The organism is Methylobacterium nonmethylotrophicum, from assembly GCF_004745635.1.
GTDB lineage: Bacteria > Pseudomonadota > Alphaproteobacteria > Rhizobiales > Beijerinckiaceae > Methylobacterium > Methylobacterium nonmethylotrophicum.
Genome location: NZ_SRLB01000008.1, coordinates 236,743 through 253,598, shown reverse-complemented (window position 1 = coordinate 253,598; position 16,856 = coordinate 236,743). Strand labels below are relative to the sequence as shown.

Below are 16,856 nucleotides of genomic sequence, written 5' to 3'. Positions count from 1 at the left end.
CAAACGGGCCCTCACCGCTCCTCGTCGGGGTCGGGTGGCACACCATAGACCCTGGTATACAGCGCCGCCGTCGGCTCGACCTCGGCGGCCCCGGTCGCGCCGGGGCCGTAGGTGCCCTCGACCGCGAAATGCCAGGCCTCCTCGAAGCCGACCACGTCGATCCGCAGGGCCGGGAAGCGCCGTTGCAGCGCCTCGAACACCGGAGCCGGAAAGCTCCACGCCGTCGACAGGCGAAACGCCAGCGACGCGCCGCCCGCGCCGTCGCCGCTCCAGGCCGTCTCCTCGTAATACTCGGCGTTGCGCTGCGTACCCCAGTGCTCCAGAGCCCATGCGGCCTGCTCGGGACCTTCGGCCAGCGTCCGCGGCATCGGCAGGATGCGATTGAAGTCGAGAGCCGCGCTCGCCGGTGCCGGGCCCGGATCCGGTGCGGTCCGGCGCGTCAGGGCGCGCAGCCGGGCCATGAGGCCCGCGGCGGGAGCCGTGCGGAGCGGCGCATCCACGACCATCAGAGCCCGGAACGCCGCCACGTCGGCCGAAGGCCCCCGCACGGTGCAGCAGGTCGTCACGTGATTGGTCATCGCGCGGCCTCCCGTCGTTGTCGCGCGGCCCGGGGCCTCCGAATCGGGAGAACAGGCGCGTCCATCCCGAGCACCGGACCGCCTGCCGGTCATGCGCCGACGACGTTCACGAGACACTTCCACGATCCTCGCGCACGATCCTCGAGGCGCGGCACGCCCCTGCGCGCCATGGTCCCGGCCGTGCACCGAGGCGCCCCTCCGCGGGCAGAGGCGCCGGATGGCGACGGATTTCGCCGGGATGCCTTGATTGGACTGCCTTCGCGGGCCTCGACTTGCGGCTCTGATCGGGACGCCCGGAGCGCCTACGACACCATGATCGGGCCGTGCTCTAGTTGCTCCTGTCCTTCATCGGACAGTCGCCGTCCTTCATCGGGCGGAAGGCCTGGTCGCCGGCGATGGTCGTGACGTGCTTGTAGTAGTCGTAGGGCCGCTTGCTCTCGGAGGGGGCCTTCACCTCGTAGAGGTACATGTCGTGGACGGCGCGACCGTCCGGGCGGATGGTCACGGTGCCGAAGAGCGAATCCTCGATCGGGGCCTTGCGCATCGTCGCCACCACCCGGTCGCCCTCGACCGTGTCGGCGGCCCGCACGGCGCGCAGGTAGGCGAGGGTCGCCGAGTACACGCCGGCATGGTCCTCCGTCGGGCGCCGGCCGTTCATCAGGGCGGCGAAGCGCTCGCCGAAGGCGCGCGTGCTGTCGGTGCGGTCCCAGTAGAACGCGGAGACGAGCTGCAGGCCCTGCGCGGTCGCGAGGCCGAGGGAGTGGGTGTCGGAGAGCTGGATGAACAGGGCGGCGACCTTCATCTTCGGCGTCAGCCCGAACTCGCCGGCCTGCTTGATCGCGTTGATCATGTCGGCGCCGGTATTGGCCAGCGCCAGGACCTGGGCGCCCGAACTCTGGGCAGTCAGCAGCGCCGAGGAGAAATCGCCGGTGCCGAGGGGCAGGCGCGACCCGCCGGTCGAGCGGCCGCCGGTCTCGGTGAGCGCCCGCGTGGCGTCGCGCTCGAGGGCGTGGCCGAGCGCGTAGTCGACGGTGAGGAAGTACCATTGCTTCGCGCCGCGCTCGGCCAGCGCCCGCGCCGTGGCGGAGCCCTGCGCCCAGGTGTCGGACACCCACTGCACGGTGGTCGGTGCGCAGAACTTGCCGGTCAGGTCGGAGGTCATCGCGCTCGAGGCCAGCGCGACGCGGTTGCGCTCGCGCATCAGGTTGGCGACCGCGAGGGCGACGCCGGAATTCGGCAGGTCGACGATCGCCGCGACGTTCTCCTGGTCGAGCCAGCGCCGGGCGATGCCGAGGCCGACATCGGGCTTGTTCTGGTGGTCGGCGGAGAGAAGCTCGACCTTCATACCGCCGCTCTCCTTGGCGAAGTCCTCGAGGGCGAGGCGGGCCGCGGCGACGGAGCCGGCGCCGACCTGGTCGGAGAACGGGCCGCTCATGTCGCTCAGGACCCCGATGCGGACCGGCTGGTCGAGCGCCCGGCCCGGGGCGGGCCATGCGGCGCAGGCCAGCGCCAGGGCGACGGCGAAACGGAACGGACGTCCGGGCTTCATCTCTCAACGCTCCGTGTCAGGCTCGATCAGAAGATCTCGAAATACTCGCGCTGCTCCCACTCGGTGATCTCCGACTGGAAGCGCTCGATCTCGGCGTTCTTGATGTGCGTGTAGTAGTCGACGAAAGAGGCGCCCAGCGCGCTACGGAAGAACGGATCCTCGCGCAAGGCAAAAACCGCCTCGCGCAGCGAGGTCGGCAGGAGGGGGGCTGCCGCCTCATAGGGCGTGTCGGCGCTCGGGCCGGGATCGAGGTTCCGGTCGGCGCCGTCGAGCCCGGCGAGAATCTGCGAGGCCATGTAGAGGTAGGGGTTTGCCGCCGGCTCGCCGACCCGGTTCTCGAGTCGCGTGGCCGGATCGCCCGGGCCGCCGAGCACCCGGATCATCACCCCGCGGTTGTCGCAGCCCCAGACCGCGCGGTCGGGCGCGAGCGAGTAGGAGCGGTAGCGCTTGTAGCCGTTGATGGTCGGCGTGGTGAACACGCTCGCGGCCCGCGCATGGGCCAGCAACCCGCCGAGAAACCCCGTGCCCAGCGCCGAGAGCGGCCGGGCGCGGTCGGTGGAGACGAAGGCGTTCGCCCCCGTCCGCGCATCGCGCAGGGACTGGTGCAGGTGCCAGCCCGAGGAGACCGCGTTGGGGATGCGGGGCCGGCACATGAAGGTGGCGTGGTAGCCGTGGCGGCGGCAGATCTGCTTCACGGCGCTGCGAAACAGCACCATCAGGTCGGCCGGCAGCGTCCCGACGGTGGGCTGGAAGGTGAACTCGCACTGGCTCGGCCCGTACTCGACCTCGATCGAGCGCAGCGGCAGGCCGAGCGCGACGATGTCCTTGCGCAGGATCTCCAGGACCGGCTCGACTTGGTCGTAGCGCTGCTCGGTGAGGTACTGGTAGCCGTGCGAGATCAGGCTGACGCCCGGCGGCGCCCCGGGCTGCCCGGCATCGCTCGGCGCCATGCGGGGGTCGTCGAGCTTGAAGACGTGGAACTCGACCTCGAGGCCCGCCACGTAGTCGAGGGACCGCTCGGACAGCTTCTCCAGCACCGAGCGGTAGAGGCCCCGCGTGGCGAAGGGCACCGGGCGGCCGTCCCGGAAGTGGAGGTCGCAGAGCAGCCACCCGGTCCGCGGCGCCCAGGGGAGCACCCGGAACGTCGTGGGGTCGGGCACCATCAGGACGTCGGCGGCGCCCTCCATCTCCCGCATCCCGAAGCCGCCGCCGGCGCTGAAGACCGGGAAGACGGTGCGGTGGGAGGTGTCCTTGGCGAGCATCGTCGTGGTGATCGCGCACCCGCTGTCGAGCGCCTTGACGGCCTCGGCGACGACGAGGGTCTTGCCCCGCAGGATCCCGTGCTGGTCCGGGAAGGACAGGCGGACGGTGTCGATCCGCTCCGGGTCGCAGCGCTCGCGCACCTCGCGGGCCGCCTCGGCCTGCGCAGGGCTCCACAATCCGTGGTCCTGTACGAATGTCACCGCCGTCGTCCTCCGGATGAGCTGGCGATCGCCGCCTGGCCCTACTCGGCCGCGTCCCGGCGGCCTGCGTCGGGCGAGGCGTCCGGGGCGGCGTCGGCGGGCAGGGCGGGCATCCACGGGGCCCCGCGGCGGCGGCGCACGTCCACGTCCATCCAGTAGGTCTCCCATCCCTTCGACGGGCCGATCCCGTCCATCGTCGCGGGTCCCTGGATGCTTTTTGCGTGCCGCGCGTCGAGGACCATCAGCGGGGCGTCGCCGCTCGCGGCCTTCTCGATCTGCTCGCGCAGGATCCGGCGGTAGAGGATGATGGCCTTGTCGGACTGCCCGAGATGCTCGCGCGTGCGGTCCTGGATCGGCCCCATCGATTCCACCGCCCATTGGTCGTGGACGTTGATGTCGAGCCCCATCCCCGTATAGGTCGAATGAGCCTGCTCGTGCGGATCGAAGCCGTAATCGTTGGTCCGGTTCTTCCGCGAGCGGTACTCCGGCAGCTCGTAGAGCTCCAGGCGCTGGTCGCGCATCCGCTGCTTGTCGACGGGTGCCGCGTAGCTCGTGAAGATCGCGTACCAGTAGCAATGCTCGTCGTCGACCGGCACGTGCCACTGGGTGATGGTCATGTCGGCCGACATCGGGATGACGAAGGCGTGCGGAAACACCTGGTTCGTCACCCGCACGTGGGTGCGCGCCTCGTCGATCTCGCGCAGGGCGATCAGCCGCATGCCGTATTCCGTGCGCTCGACGTTGATGATCGGCCGGTCGTACTCGCGCAGGATCTTGGTCATCGGCAGGTCGCTGCCGGCCGAGGCCGCGCGGAACTGCTTGCCGTAGGAGGCGGAGGTGTCCTCGTCCTCGAAGAAGCGGTGCAGGAACGAGGCGTGGGCCGGGTCGATCCCGACCTCGAGCGCCTGGAGCCAGTTGCACTCGAACAGGCCCTTGAACGCGAAGGTGTAGGCGTCGGGTGCCAGGAAGCAGTCGAGCTCGGGGAAGGCCGGCGGCTCGCCCTCGCCCAGATACGCGTACAGGATGCCGCTGCGCGCGATCACCGGATAGGCACGCTGCCGGATGTTCTGGCAGAGCTTGCTCCCCGCCGGCTCGGCGGGCGTCTCGAGGCAGCGCCCCTCGACGTCGAACAGCCAGCCGTGGAAGGCACAGCGCAGGCCCCCGTGCTCGAGCCGGCCGAAGGCGAGGTCGGCGCCGCGATGCGGGCAGTCGCGGTCGAGGAGCCCGTAGCGCCCGGCCTCGTCGCGAAACAGCACGAAGTTCTCGCCCAAGAGCCGCACCGGCACCACCGGGCGCTCGCCCTGCAGCTCGTCGACGAGGGCGGCCGGCTGCCAGTAACGGCGCATCAGCGTGCCGAGCGGCGTCCCGGGTCCGCTGCGGGTGATGTGGTCGTTCTGCTCACGGCTCATCATGGCGGTGGCCTCCCGTCGAGCCGCTGCCCGCGCCGGCTGGGCTCGTTCGTTCAACGAACATAAGTTCAATTGTAAGTCGGTTTCGGGGTGTTGCAAGCACGAACGATGGGCAGGCCTGCCTGCCGCACGGCCATCTGGATCGCGCCGCCTCGCCCCCGATCTCGAGGGCGCAGGCCCGGTGGGCAAGCGCGGACGGGGCTCTTGCCAGGCCGGGCGGGGCCACGCACAGGGGGGCCGGCTCATGCATCCGGGTGCCGCACCAGAGACCGATCCATGCCGCGCGTCAGACGTTCCGAGACAGACCAGCGCCTCGTCGACGAGCACGGCCCGGACTTCTCCGAGGCCCTGGCGCGGGGCTTGCGCGTGATCGCGGCCTTCGGCGCCGAGCGCCGCCTGATGACGCTGGCCGACGTCGCCCGGGAGGTCGACCTGCCGCGGGCGACGGTCCGGCGGGCCCTCTACACCCTCGACCGCCTTGGCTACGTCCGGTCGGACGGGCGGCTGTTCCAGCTCACCCCCAAGGTCCTGTCCCTCGCCACCGCGTATCTGGCGTCCAACAGCCTGTCGGCGACGCTGCAGCAGGCCGTCGAGCGGGTGGCGGCGCAGCTCAACGAGGCCTGCTCGGCCGCGATCCTGGACGGGGACGACATCGTGTTCATCGCCCGCGCCGGGCCGACCCGCCTGCTCGGCGTGGGCGTGGATATCGGCTACCGGATCCCGGCCTATTGCAGCTCGATGGGGCGGGTGCTCCTCGGCGGCCTCGAGGACGGCGACCTCGCCGCCTTCCTGGACCGCATCCGGCCCGAGGCGCTGACGCCGCACACCCTGGTCGACCGCGCCGCCTTGCGGAGCGCCATCCACCGCGACCGCGCGCAGGGCTACTCCCTCGTCGACCAGGAGGCCGAGGTCGGGTACCGCTCCCTGGCGGTGCCGGTGAGACGCTACGACGGGCGGATCGTCTGCGCCCTGAATGCCGGGGCGAATGTCGACCGGGTCGCGGTGGACCGCATGCTGGAGAGCTTCCTGCCCGTCCTGCGCGACGTCGCGGCGGTCCTCGGGCCGCAGATGGTGTAACGGCGGAACGGGGCGGATCGCGTCGCGGCCTTCCGGCACCGGCAAGCCGAAACCGGCAAGCAGAACCTGTCCCTCGCCGCGCGTTCCTGGTTCGGCGGCCCTTGCCTGCGGCACTCTCCTTGCAGCGCACGCGCCGGACGCCCACCCTGCCGGGGGCGTGCGCCGCGAACCGGTCAGAGAGCGAGATGATGCATCGCAGAGACGTCCTCCTCGGCGGCGCGGCCGCCCTCGCGGCGCTGGCGCAGGCCCGTCCGGCGCGGGCGGCCGAGGAGGTGCTGATCGGCGCCGTCTACCCGATGTCGGGCGCCAACGCGCAGGTCGGGGTCGACGGGCGCCACGCCCTCGAGACGGCGATCGAGATCGTCAACGGCGTCCACGACCTCGACCTTCCGGGCGCCCGCGCGGCGGGCCTTTCCGGGCTCGGCGGCGCGAGGATCCGGCTGGTGATGGCCGACCACCAGGCCGACCCGCAGAAGGGCCGCGGGGAGGCCGAGCGCCTGATCACGCAGAGCAAGGTGGCGGGCATCGTCGGCACCTACCACTCCTCGGTCGCCGCCACCGTGAGCGTCACCTGCGAGCGCTACGGCGTGCCGTTCGTGGCCGCCGACAGCTCGTCGCCGAGCCTGCACAAGCGCAATCTCCGGTATTTCTTTCGCCCGGCCGCCCATGACGAGATGTTCTCGGCCGCGATCTTCGACCTCCTCGACGCCGAGCGGAAGAAGGGCGCCAGGGTCGAGAGCGTGGCCCTGTTCTACGAGGACACGATCTTCGGCGTCGATTCGTCGACCGTGCAGCGCAAGCTGGCGACCGAGCGCGGCTACAGGATCGCGGCGGACGTGAAGTACCGCTCGAACTCGCCCTCGCTGACGGCCGAGGTGCAGCAGCTCAAGAGCGCCGACGCCGACGTCGTCCTGCCGTCGAGCTACACCACCGACGCGATCCTCTTGGTCAAGACCATGGCGGAGCTCGGCTACCGGCCGCGCGCCATGATCGCCCAGGCCGCGGGCTTCGCCGAGAAGGCGACCTTCGAGAGCGTCGGCGACAAGCTCGACGGGCTCGTCAGCCGCGCCTCCTTCGCCCTGGACCTGGCCGCCAAGCGCCCGTCCATCGGGGTCGTGAACGAGATGTACCGGGCCCGCGCCGGGCGCGACCTCAACGACAACACCGCGCGGCTCGTCGAGGCGATGCTGGTGCTCGCCGACGCGATCAACCGGGCGCGCTCCCTCGACGGCGCGAAGATCCGCGAGGCGCTGGCGGCGACCAACACCCCGGCGGGGCAGACCATCATGCCGTGGCGGGGCATCGCCTTCGGGGCCGACGGCCAGAACACCCTGTGCGATCCGGTCCTGATCCAGTACCGCGACGGCCGGTTCGTGACCGTGTTTCCGGACGCCTTTGCGGCCGCCGCGCTCAAGTGGCCGATGAACGGCTGATACTGTTTCCGCCTCGTCCGTTCGAACAAAAATGGAGAGGGGACCCCGCGCTCGTTCGATCTGAAGAGATAGAGCGGAAGCCGTATGATCCGCCGGAATGGCGGGAATCGCCGGTTTCGCGGCATTGCACCCGTGCGGCCGGCGCGTATCGTCGGGACCGGCCTCCGCCGCGGTGACGGGCCGGTCCATCACGCCAATCCGGGGCGGAGAGTGTTGCGCAGCGCGATCGTTCTGGGCGCCGGCATGGTCGGCGTCGGCACCGCCCTCCACCTGCAGCAGCGCGGCTGGTCGGTCATCCTCGTCGACCGGGGCGCGCCGGGGCGGGAGACGAGCTACGGCAATGCCGGCATCATCCAGAGCGAGGCGGTCGAGCCCTATGCCATGCCGCGCGACTGGGCGAGCCTGTTCGCGATCGCCACCGGCCGCAGCAACGACGTCCATTACGAGGTCGGCGCCCTCCCCCGCCATCTCGGCGCGCTCCTGCGCTACTGGTGGCACTCGGCCCCGCGCCGCCACGAGTCCGCCGCGCGCGCCTATGCGAGCCTCATCGCCCATGCGGCCCCCGAGCATGCAGGCCTGATCGAGGAGGCCGGCGCCGCCGACCTCGTCCGCCGGGGCGGCTTTCGCGTCCTGCACCGGGCGGCGCGCGCCATGGACGCGGGCGTGGCCGAGGCCGAGCGCCTGCGGGCGCGCTACGGCGTGCGCTCCCGGGTCCTGTCGCCGGCCGAGCTGGGCGCGGCGGAGCCGGCGCTGAAAGCGACGGGCGCGGGGGCGATCCACTGGGAGGATCCGTGGTCGGTCCGGGATCCGGGGGCGCTCGTGGCGGCCTACGCGGCTCTGTTCACCCGGCGCGGCGGCACCCTGCGCCAGGGCGAGGCGGACAGCCTCGCGCCGTCCGGGCGGGGCTGGCGCGTCGCGACCGCGGACGGGCCGGTGGAAGCCGAGGCCGCGGTGGTGGCGCTCGGGCCGTGGTCGCCCGACCTCCTGCGCCGGTTCGGCTACCGCGTCGCGATGGTGCGCAAGCGCGGCTATCACCGGCACTGGCGCAGCCGCCGCACGCTGGCGCTGCCGCTGCTCGACGCGCAGAACGGCACCGTGCTGGCCCCGATGGCGGCGGGCCTGCGCATCACCACCGGCGCCGAGCTGAGCCGGCCCGAGGCGGCGATCGACCCGGTCCAGCTCGCCCGCGCCGAGGCCGCCGCCCGCGACCTCGTCGATCTCGACGGCCCGCGCGAGAACGCGCCCTGGTCCGGCACGCGCCCCTGCATGCCCGACCTGCTGCCGGTCATCGGCGCCGCGCCGCGCCATCCCGGCCTGTGGTTCCATTTCGGCCACGGCCACCAGGGCTTCACCCTCGGCCCCGCGAGCGGCCGCCTGCTCGCCGAGGCGATGTCGGGCGAGACCCCGTTCGTGCCGGCCGCCCCCTTCAGCCCGGGCCGCCGTTGAGGCTTGGGGAGCGCTCGTGTGTCGGTTCCCCACGCCCGGCGGCCCGTCGGGAGGCAGGCTTCGCCGCCGGTCAATCGCTTGGATGCGGCGGCCCGAGAGGTCGCCCCGGGGGTGAGCCTGCCCTATCTGCCGGCCTCCGAGAGGAGGCACCCATGCCCGACGAGACACCCCGGAACGAGGACGACCCGAAGAACCGGCGCGGCGCGGACGCCCCCGAGCCGAGGACCGGCGACCGCCTCGTCGACGGCCGCCTCGACCCCGACGCGCAATCGCCCGCCGACGAGGGCGCCAAGCCCTTCGACCCGAAGGAGAACGACCCGGCCTGACCCGTGGGGACGCGGAGTGAGCCCCGTCGGCGTGAGGGCTTGGCGAGGTGCCTCTCGTCCACGCGCCGGGGGGCGACAGGCGACGATGCTCCCGGGCAGGGCGAGGGCGAGAGGGTAAGGGCAAGCGGCGAAACCGGAAAGCTGTCCCGTTCGGTCAAGCTGCCTGGTGCGGCCTCGGTATGCTGCTGCACGCGACGATCCGATACGGCTCGCGTCGCGAGTTCGCGTCGTGCCGACGGTCGGTGAAGCCGGTCCGATCGGACCCGGACCGACGGGCGGAGGCTCCGTCCGGGGCGCGTCGTAGGGGGATTGTCCTGAAGCCGCCTGCTCGAGCGGGCCCTTCACCGGAGGCGGTCATGGATGTCACCAGGCGCATCTTCGCCGCGGGCGCTGCAACGCTTCCCTTCGTCGGCGCGGGCCTGCCCGCCGCAAGGGCACAGAGCACGGTCCAGGACGCGCCGCTCATCGGCACGCACGCGGTGGCCGATCCGCTGGAGCTGGCCGTGGAGGCCTATATCTACGGCTACCCCCTCGTCACCGTGGAGATGACCCGCCGCGTCCTCACCAACGTGGCCGCGCCCGAGGGCAAGAACGCCCCGATGGGCCAGTTCGCCAACCTGCGGACCTACCCGGACGCGAAATTCCGCGCCGTCACCGCGCCCAACGCGGACACGCTCTATTCCAGCGCCTTCCTCGACGTCGGGAAGGAGCCCTACCTCCTCAGCATCCCGGACGAGGACGGGCGCTACTTCCTCATGCCGATGCTGAGCGCCTGGACGAACGTCTTCGCCGTGCCGGGCAAGCGCACGACCGGGACGGGGCCGCAGACCTACTTCATCGCCGGTCCCGGCTGGAGCGGCAGCGTGCCCACCGGCACCAGGCTCATCCAGGCCCCGACGAGCCTGATCTGGATCATCGGGCGGACCTACTGCACGGGCACGCCCGAGGACTACAGGGCGGTGCACGCCATCCAGGACCAGTACCGGCTGGTCCCGGCGAGCGCGGCCGGCCGGACCTACACCCCGCCCGCGGGCCGGGTCGATCCCGGCATCGACACGAAGACGGCCGTGCGCGAGCAGGTCGACCGCATGGACGCGACGACCTACTTCAATCTCCTGGCTGCGCTGATGAAGGACAACCCCCCGGCGCTCGCGGACGGTGTTCCGGTCGCCAAGATGGCCTCCCTCGGCATCGTGCCCGGCCAGCCCTTCGATCCGGCAGCCCAGCCGCCCGCCGTTCGGGCGGCCATCGCTCAGGCACCGAGGGAGGCCATTTCCCGCATCATGGGTCACCTGAAGGCGACGGGCCGGCGCGTGAACGGCTGGACCTTCACGACGGATGGCGGGGACTACGGCAAGGACTACCTGCAGCGCGCACTCGTGACCGCGGTCGGGCTCGGCTGTAACCTGCCGCAGGATGCGGTCTACCCCCTGACCACGGTCGATGCCGCGGGCCGGACGCTTAACGGCGCGTCCAAGTACGTGATGCGGTTCCCTGCGGGCGAGCTGCCGCCCGTCGACGGCTTCTGGTCGCTGACGATGTACGACGCCGACTATTTCTTTGTCGACAACCCGATCAACCGGTACTCGGTCAGTCCGCGCAACGACCTCGAGGCCAATCCGGACGGGTCGATTGATCTCTTCATCCAGACCGCGAGTCCCGGCGCGCAGCGGGAGTCGAACTGGCTGCCGGCCCCGGGAGGGCCGTTCGCCCTGATGCTGCGGACCTACTGGCCGAAGGACGCCGTGCTCAACGGATCGTGGTCGCCGCCGCCGGTCACCCGCATTACGAGCGCCACGCTCTGACCCCCCCTGCCAGGGATCCGGGTCGGGCCGGATGGTCTGCACGCCGTGGAGAGACAGGAGGTAGGCATGCGTTTCACCCGCATGGCCGTAATCGTCGTCATCCTCGTCGCCCCCCACGCTGCGACGGCGGATATCAAGCGCCTGAAGGCTGTCCCGGAGGCGTTCCGGGGCGCGTGGATCGCGGCCGGGCAGTCATGCACGAATGGCGATCAGCCACCCCTCTCGATCACCGCGTCGGCCTACACCCGCGCCGACGCGCGATGCACGATCGACTGGGTCGGTGAAACCGCCGGACGGACTGGCTCAATCTACTCCGCGCACATGCGATGCGCGACCGGCGAACAGCCGCAGCCATCGATTGCGAACCTGATCCTCATCTCGGAGGAGAACGGCATGGTCTCGCTAGGGTCGGATTTCCAAAGCCTTCGGAGCTATCAGCGTTGTCCCACCGAGTGACAGCTGACGCCGCACACGGGAGATCTGGAGTCACAGGCCGGAGCGGACGCGCTGTCAGCGGGAGACGCCGAAGCTGACGTGAGATCCACGAGGGCTCCGGCATTCGCGCTGCGCTCGCTCCTGCCAGACCGCAGGACGCGATCCGTGCAGCCCTCGGCGAATCGAACGGAAGCCCAGATGGCACCCGCAGCAGGCATCAAAGATCCCGCCGCAGCAATCCCCGGGCCGTCATGGGCTCGGCGGGCCATTGACGAGGCCGAGCGCTATCTCTGGTTTGCTCTCTACCTCATCGTGGTCTTGGGAACGCTGATTGTCTTCAGCCTCAACATCTACGCCCGCGTCGATCACGATGTTCTGCACGAATCGAGCCGCCACTTCTACGTTCTCGGCCTGATCAACGCGCTCTTGTTCGCCAAGATCATGTTGCTGGCCGAGGCGGCCGGCGTCGGCTCCCGCCGCATCGGGCGACGGTTGGAGGCGGGGCGGCTCGTCACGGTGATCCTCTATCGTGCCTCGGCCTTCACCGTCGTGCTGGTCGCGGCCTACGTGCTGGAGGCGGTGCTGGAGGGAATGTGGCATGGGAAGGCGGTGGACCAGGTCCTCCCCGAGATTGCCGGAGGCCCGCTCGGCCTGGCCTCGCTCGCCTGGATCCTGCTGGTGGCGCTGACGCCCTACTTCGCGTACCGCGAACTCGGTCGGGTGCTCGGCCGCAGCAGGTTGCGGCGGATCATGCTGAGGCCCGGCAGCGCAGTCCCGGATGGCGGTGAGCCGTAAGCTCCGACCCGGTCTCCGTTCGTCGCCCCGTGAGGACGGTCGCCGCGTCGCTCGACCGATCCGGTGCCGATCGCGCTGCGGCTCGGATCGGAACAGGGACGGACGCGACGCGGTGAGCCAGCCGAGGCCGGTGGCGCTCACTGCGCCGCGACGAGCGTCGTGGCGGGCCGAACGCCCGGCTCCGGTGCGAGGCTCGCCCGTCGATGGTCGAGGGCGTGCCGCGCATGCGTCAGGGCCGTCGAGAAGGCCGACATCCGATCCGTGTCGCCGCCTCCCGGCGATTTGCCCAGCACGGACGAGACGAGCCGGTGGAACTCCTCGTCCAGGGCGGCGAGCTCTGACGCGTCCGCGCGAGGCGCCGCTTCCGCGATCTCGACCAGCCGCGTGATCGGCCGCCAATCCGCCTCCGACCGACGCCGGCTCCAGTAGGTCGTCGCGGCGGCAAACAGCGTGCCGGCGATGCTGAGGGCGAGGCCACCGACGTAGAAGTACTGCTGGAACTGGTCGAAGAAGCTCTGATCTCCGTTGGTCAGGTAGTTCGCAACACCGGGGTGCACCGGCAGCAGCGGCCCTTTGGCGTCCGGGTCGGGCGCCTCGATCTGGTTGGCCAGCGGCGTCAGCGCTATGAACCTGGCCTTCGTCGTCAGGATCGAGCGGGCAATGGCGGCCGCGACCACGTTCGGCATCAATTCCGGCGCGGCAAACCGATAGGTGACCGCGAGCGTCGTCACGGTGTCGCTCGGTGTGGCGGGCCTTGCCCGGAACGCGCCGGTGGGCACGTCGATCGGCTCGAAGCCGGGAAAGCGCTTGCCGATGGCCTCCGCTTCGTCGAGCCCGAGGATCCCAGGGGTTCCCTTCGTCGCGCGGGCGATGGCGGCAACGACGTCGACGACCTCCCCGGGCGCCATGGGACCGACGGCGAGGACGGCAGCCACCTTCTTCTGCTGGGCAGCCTCCCCCAGTTCGCCGACGGACAGGAAGACCCTGCCGACGTCCTTCGCGGGCACGTCGAAGTAGCCCAGCACCGTGTCGAGGATCTGGGCATTGTAGGCCTGCAGCCGCCCGGCTGGGATCCCGACGGTCTTGCCGGCCAGGTTCGCGATCGAACCAACGTGACTCTTGGGCGGGAGGACGAAGGCGACGACGTCCCGGCGCAGGATGACGATGGTCTGGCCGTTGGCGGGTGGTGCCACGTCGCTGCGCACGATGGCGAGGTCCGTGCGGCCGTCTTCCAGGGCCTTGGCGCTCGCCGCCAGGTCGTCGACCTGCACGAGGTCCAGGTTGATGCGCGGATGCTGGGTTTTCGCGACGGACGCGAAGGCCGAAATGAAGCGCTGCGCTGTGCTTCCTGGCGGACCCGTGGTGATGCGCAGGTTGGCGTGCGGCGACCAGAGGTGAGCCAGCCCGAACCCGGCTGCGACGAGGACCAGACCCGCGATGACGGCGACGAGACGACCCCAGCGTCGGCGGCGCGGCACGCGAAGGGCGGGCCGCTCCCGACCCTCCGTCTCGGGACCGGGATCGATGGGCGTCGTGTCTGACGTCGTCATCGAGTCCTGCTCCATGCGATCGATCTGCGCGTCAGTGGTCGTGACGGTGCCCTGAGCGGTACGGACGTTCGAATTCCCCTGCGCCTCTCATCCGAATGTCCCGAGAAGGAGGGCAAGGATCACCCCGCTGCCGCGTGTCCATGAACTGCTCGACTCTGTCTTCTTGGTCCGCCCAGAGCTGACGGAAATTCGTACTCTAGACGGTCCTCGTTCTTTTGACTTGATCCAAGCGGACAATTGCCGCGCAAATCGCGTCTGCCCCGGGCACGGCGCCGGGCGACGGGCTCTTCCGCCGTGAGACGAGGGGCCTGCCGGGCCGTGCGGATCACCGAGGCGTCAAATCAAGACGTCACATCTCGCGCGGGCCGCTCCATAGCACCCACCCGGCGAAGGGCCGGTTCGGGGAAGCCGTCTGGATCGGCTGGACGGCAGCAATGGGCGCCGAGCGGAAGGTCCGCTTCCGGGCATCAGGCCAACATCCGGTTCCCACCCTCGGCAGCCCAGCGGACGATCACCCCGACCGGGCTTCGTCCCCCGGACCGACCGCCGCGTCGAGCCACGCGGCCGCCCGGTCGCGGTCGAGGTCCCCGGCCCGAGCGATCAGCACGAGGCGGGCCGCGAGGTCCCCGGTCACCGCTGTCGGCACGAGCGTCGCGCGGGTGCCGACGAGCTGAAACAGCATCGGCCGGTCGGGCTGATGGTCGAAGGTGACGAAGCCCTTGGCGCGCAGGAGGCGGGGCGCGAGCCGGCCGACCGCCGCCTGGAAGCGCGGGAGCGACAGGGGCCGCTGCGCCGTGAAGCTCACGCTCTCGAACAGGTCCGCCGCCGCGGCGAGGCGCGGGAGGCGGGCGGGGGCGCGGCCCTCCGGTGGCCGGCCCTCGCCGGAGAACAGCAGGTCGGCCGCGGGGAGCGCCGGCGCGTCGAAGGTGAGGCGCGGCGGCTTGTGGCGGGCGAGGTCTGCGCGGACGCGCGCGAGGTCGGATGCGTCGACGAGGTCGGTCTTCGCCAGAACGCACAGGTCGCCGCCCGCGACCTGCGCGCGCCACAGGCCATCCTCGAACAGGTCCGGCCGGTCGGCGAGGTGGCGCGCATCCACCACCGTGACGACGGTCTCCAGCGGGGTCGCCGCGAAGATGACCGGGTCGAGGAGCTGGCGCACGATCTCGGCCGGGTCCGCCGCGCCGCTGGTCTCGATCACGATCGCGTCCGGCGCCGGGTCCCGGCGGAGCAGGCGCGTCAGACTCCGCATCAGATCGCCCTGCAGGCTGCAGCAGATGCAGCCGTTGCGCAGGCTGACGACGCCGTCGTTCGAGAGACCCAGCAGGTCCGCATCGACGTCGATCGCCCCGAAATCGTTGACGAGGGCGGCGATCCGCCGGCCCCCGGGGTCGCGCAGGAGCGCGTTGACCAGGGTGGTCTTGCCGGCCCCGAGGAAGCCCGCGACGAGGACGACCGGGACGCTCACGCGGCGACCGGCCGCCGGACCGGGCGGCCCGGCCGGGCCTCGCGCACCAGCGCGCCGTCCGCGATCACCGCCTCGCCGCCGACGAGCAGGTGGCGCACGCCCTCGGACGGGCGGTTCGGGTGGCGGAAATCGGCCCGGTCGGTCAGGGTCGCGAGGTCGAAGCAGACGATGTCGGCGTCGCAGCCGGCCTTCAGCCGGCCCTTCTCCCGCATCGCCGGCGTGCTCGCCTCGAGCAGTTGCGCCGGGATCAGCGTGCACTTGGCCAGGCCCTCGATCAGCGACACGGCCTGCCGCTCCCGCACCCATTCGCGCAGGAAGCGGGTGAAGGTGCCGCTCGAGCGCGGATGCGAGACCGCCTCGTCCGGCAGCGGCCAGGCGTCGCCCGCATAGGTCGTGCCGTCCGGCATCAGCCAGGGCACCGCGTCGGAGGCGATGGCGCCGCCCGGAAACAGCACCGAGACGTCGAGGAGCGCGCGGTGGCGCTCGTTCGCCGCCGTGTCGAGGAAGTGCCAGAGCACGAGGGCGCCCGGATCGTCTTCTTGCGCGGCCAGGATCTCGTCCCGGTCGGCGAAGCGGTGGCCGGTCGCCAGCGTCTCGACCGAGGCGTAGCCGCCGCCGGTGCGCTCGGGAAAGGCCGGATCGGCGAAGAACACCGCGCCGACCACCGTCGAGCCCGTCCCGTACGGATAGGCCTCGACCGTCACCTTGAGCCCCTGCGCCTGCGCATTGCGCACGAGCTCGGCCGAGCGCTCGACGTCCTGCAGGCTCGTCGAGTTGAAGTGGCAGATATGCATGTGGGCGCCGGTCGAGCCGGCAAGGCCGATCAGCCGGGTATAGGCCTCGACCGAGCTCAAGGGATCGATGTTCGACATGTAGGCGACGTGGGTGAAGGTCGGCGTGCCGACGCGCGCCGCGAGGCTGCACAGTTCCGACAGCTCCTTCACCCCGGCCCCCGGCGCGTAGGCGTTGGGAAAGCCGATGCCGAGGCCGCCCTGGTCGAGGCCGGCGCGCACCCGCGCGACGATGTCGGCGGTCTCCGCCGCGCTCGCGGCGTGGTCGGCCCAGCGCCGGTCCTGCATGGCGCGCCCCATGCCGGCGATGCTCGATTCGGTCTGCTGCGCGGTCATCGCGGCGATGCGGGCGAAGACCCAGCCGGTCGCGGCGCCGTAATGGAGCACGCGGCCCGCATGGGCCTGCTCGTCGTACCAGCGCGCCACCGGCCACACCCCCAGCTCGAGCTCGAGCGAGGTCGTCACCCCGTCGAAGGCCTGCATCCGGTCGGCCGCGACGCATTGGCCGTGGGCGTGGAGGTCGATGAAGCCCGGCGCCACCACGAGCCCGTCCACCGGCAGCACCCGCCGCGCCGGGCCGAGGTCGCGGCCGATCCCGGCGATCTTGCCGTCGGCGAGGGCGAGGTCGGCGATCCCGTCGAACCCGCTCTCCGGATCGACGACCCGGCCACCGCTCAGAACAAGGTCATGCATGCGCTCACCGCCACGCGAGGTCCGGGATCCGAGATGTATCG

Annotated in this window: 14 protein-coding genes; 7 read left to right on the top strand and 7 right to left on the bottom strand. The window is 71.3% G+C overall.

What is annotated here, in order from left to right; genetic code table 11:
* Positions 1 to 11: 11 nt before the first annotated feature.
* From EU555_RS13165 to EU555_RS13150, 4 genes are all read right to left on the bottom strand, one after another.
* The gene (locus EU555_RS13165; RefSeq protein ID WP_135415079.1) at positions 12 to 578 is read right to left on the bottom strand and encodes a hypothetical protein; all 567 of its coding nucleotides are present in this window, start codon (positions 576 to 578) and stop codon (positions 12 to 14) included.
* Between the two features lie 328 nt (positions 579 to 906).
* Positions 907 to 2,127, bottom strand: coding sequence for an ABC transporter substrate-binding protein (locus EU555_RS13160; protein WP_135415078.1), 1,221 nt, complete (start codon positions 2,125 to 2,127; stop codon positions 907 to 909).
* Positions 2,128 to 2,153: 26 nt separating this feature from the next.
* Positions 2,154 to 3,590, bottom strand: a complete 1,437-nt coding sequence (locus EU555_RS13155; RefSeq protein ID WP_135415077.1) for a glutamine synthetase family protein — start codon at positions 3,588 to 3,590, stop codon at positions 2,154 to 2,156.
* A 41-nt stretch (positions 3,591 to 3,631) separates the two neighbouring features.
* Positions 3,632 to 5,002, bottom strand: a complete 1,371-nt coding sequence (locus EU555_RS13150; RefSeq protein WP_135415076.1) for an aromatic ring-hydroxylating dioxygenase subunit alpha — start codon at positions 5,000 to 5,002, stop codon at positions 3,632 to 3,634.
* A 273-nt stretch (positions 5,003 to 5,275) separates the two neighbouring features.
* Between EU555_RS13150 and EU555_RS13145 the strand changes: the two genes are divergently transcribed.
* The 7 genes from EU555_RS13145 (at position 5,276) to EU555_RS13120 (ending at position 12,316) form a co-directional block, all read left to right on the top strand.
* Positions 5,276 to 6,076, top strand: coding sequence for an IclR family transcriptional regulator domain-containing protein (locus tag EU555_RS13145; protein ID WP_135415075.1), 801 nt, complete (start codon positions 5,276 to 5,278; stop codon positions 6,074 to 6,076).
* A gap of 188 nt (positions 6,077 to 6,264) precedes the next feature.
* On the top strand, positions 6,265 to 7,509 hold the full coding sequence (locus EU555_RS13140) for an ABC transporter substrate-binding protein (RefSeq protein ID WP_135415133.1): 1,245 nt from the start codon (positions 6,265 to 6,267) through the stop codon (positions 7,507 to 7,509).
* Between the two features lie 213 nt (positions 7,510 to 7,722).
* Complete coding sequence (locus tag EU555_RS13135) at positions 7,723 to 8,955, top strand: NAD(P)/FAD-dependent oxidoreductase (protein ID WP_135415074.1); 1,233 nt, start codon at positions 7,723 to 7,725, stop codon at positions 8,953 to 8,955.
* A 152-nt stretch (positions 8,956 to 9,107) separates the two neighbouring features.
* Positions 9,108 to 9,281, top strand: coding sequence for a hypothetical protein (locus EU555_RS36130; RefSeq protein WP_167858531.1), 174 nt, complete (start codon positions 9,108 to 9,110; stop codon positions 9,279 to 9,281).
* Between the two features lie 356 nt (positions 9,282 to 9,637).
* On the top strand, positions 9,638 to 11,086 hold the full coding sequence (locus tag EU555_RS13130; protein ID WP_135415073.1) for a DUF1254 domain-containing protein: 1,449 nt from the start codon (positions 9,638 to 9,640) through the stop codon (positions 11,084 to 11,086).
* Between the two features lie 66 nt (positions 11,087 to 11,152).
* A complete protein-coding gene (locus tag EU555_RS13125; RefSeq protein WP_135415072.1) occupies positions 11,153 to 11,542 on the top strand; it encodes a hypothetical protein in 390 nt (129 codons plus the stop codon).
* Between the two features lie 177 nt (positions 11,543 to 11,719).
* Entirely contained in the window at positions 11,720 to 12,316 is a 597-nt protein-coding gene (locus tag EU555_RS13120) for a hypothetical protein (protein ID WP_205820906.1), read from the top strand.
* 137 nt (positions 12,317 to 12,453) lie between these two features.
* Here the strand turns inward: EU555_RS13120 and EU555_RS13115 are convergent, their stop codons facing one another.
* From EU555_RS13115 to EU555_RS13105, 3 genes are all read right to left on the bottom strand, one after another.
* Positions 12,454 to 13,866 carry a TAXI family TRAP transporter solute-binding subunit gene (locus tag EU555_RS13115; protein WP_135415071.1) on the bottom strand — a complete coding sequence of 471 codons (1,413 nt, stop codon included), beginning with the start codon at positions 13,864 to 13,866 and terminating at the stop codon, positions 12,454 to 12,456.
* A 511-nt stretch (positions 13,867 to 14,377) separates the two neighbouring features.
* Entirely contained in the window at positions 14,378 to 15,331 is a 954-nt protein-coding gene (locus EU555_RS13110; RefSeq protein WP_135415070.1) for a CobW family GTP-binding protein, read from the bottom strand.
* Positions 15,328 to 16,854 (bottom strand): amidohydrolase family protein, encoded by a 1,527-nt coding sequence (locus tag EU555_RS13105; RefSeq protein ID WP_281041286.1) that lies wholly within the window; start codon positions 16,852 to 16,854, stop codon positions 15,328 to 15,330. Before EU555_RS13105 ends, EU555_RS13110 begins: the two co-directional genes overlap by 4 nt.
* Positions 16,855 to 16,856 lie beyond the last annotated feature (2 nt).

Excerpts from the sequence above, each read along its gene's own strand:
- EU555_RS13150 (WP_135415076.1), bottom strand. The coding sequence starts at position 5,002 with ATGATGAGCCGTGAGCAGAACGACCACATCACCCGCAGCGGACCCGGG.
- EU555_RS36130 (WP_167858531.1), top strand. The coding sequence starts at position 9,108 with ATGCCCGACGAGACACCCCGGAACGAGGACGACCCGAAGAACCGGCGC.
- EU555_RS13125 (WP_135415072.1), top strand. The coding sequence starts at position 11,153 with ATGCGTTTCACCCGCATGGCCGTAATCGTCGTCATCCTCGTCGCCCCC.
- EU555_RS13120 (WP_205820906.1), top strand. The coding sequence starts at position 11,720 with ATGGCACCCGCAGCAGGCATCAAAGATCCCGCCGCAGCAATCCCCGGG.
- EU555_RS13140 (WP_135415133.1), top strand. The coding sequence starts at position 6,265 with ATGCATCGCAGAGACGTCCTCCTCGGCGGCGCGGCCGCCCTCGCGGCG.
- EU555_RS13145 (WP_135415075.1), top strand. The coding sequence starts at position 5,276 with ATGCCGCGCGTCAGACGTTCCGAGACAGACCAGCGCCTCGTCGACGAG.
- EU555_RS13165 (WP_135415079.1), bottom strand. The coding sequence starts at position 578 with ATGACCAATCACGTGACGACCTGCTGCACCGTGCGGGGGCCTTCGGCC.
- EU555_RS13130 (WP_135415073.1), top strand. The coding sequence starts at position 9,638 with ATGGATGTCACCAGGCGCATCTTCGCCGCGGGCGCTGCAACGCTTCCC.
- EU555_RS13160 (WP_135415078.1), bottom strand. The coding sequence starts at position 2,127 with ATGAAGCCCGGACGTCCGTTCCGTTTCGCCGTCGCCCTGGCGCTGGCC.
- EU555_RS13115 (WP_135415071.1), bottom strand. The coding sequence starts at position 13,866 with ATGACGACGTCAGACACGACGCCCATCGATCCCGGTCCCGAGACGGAG.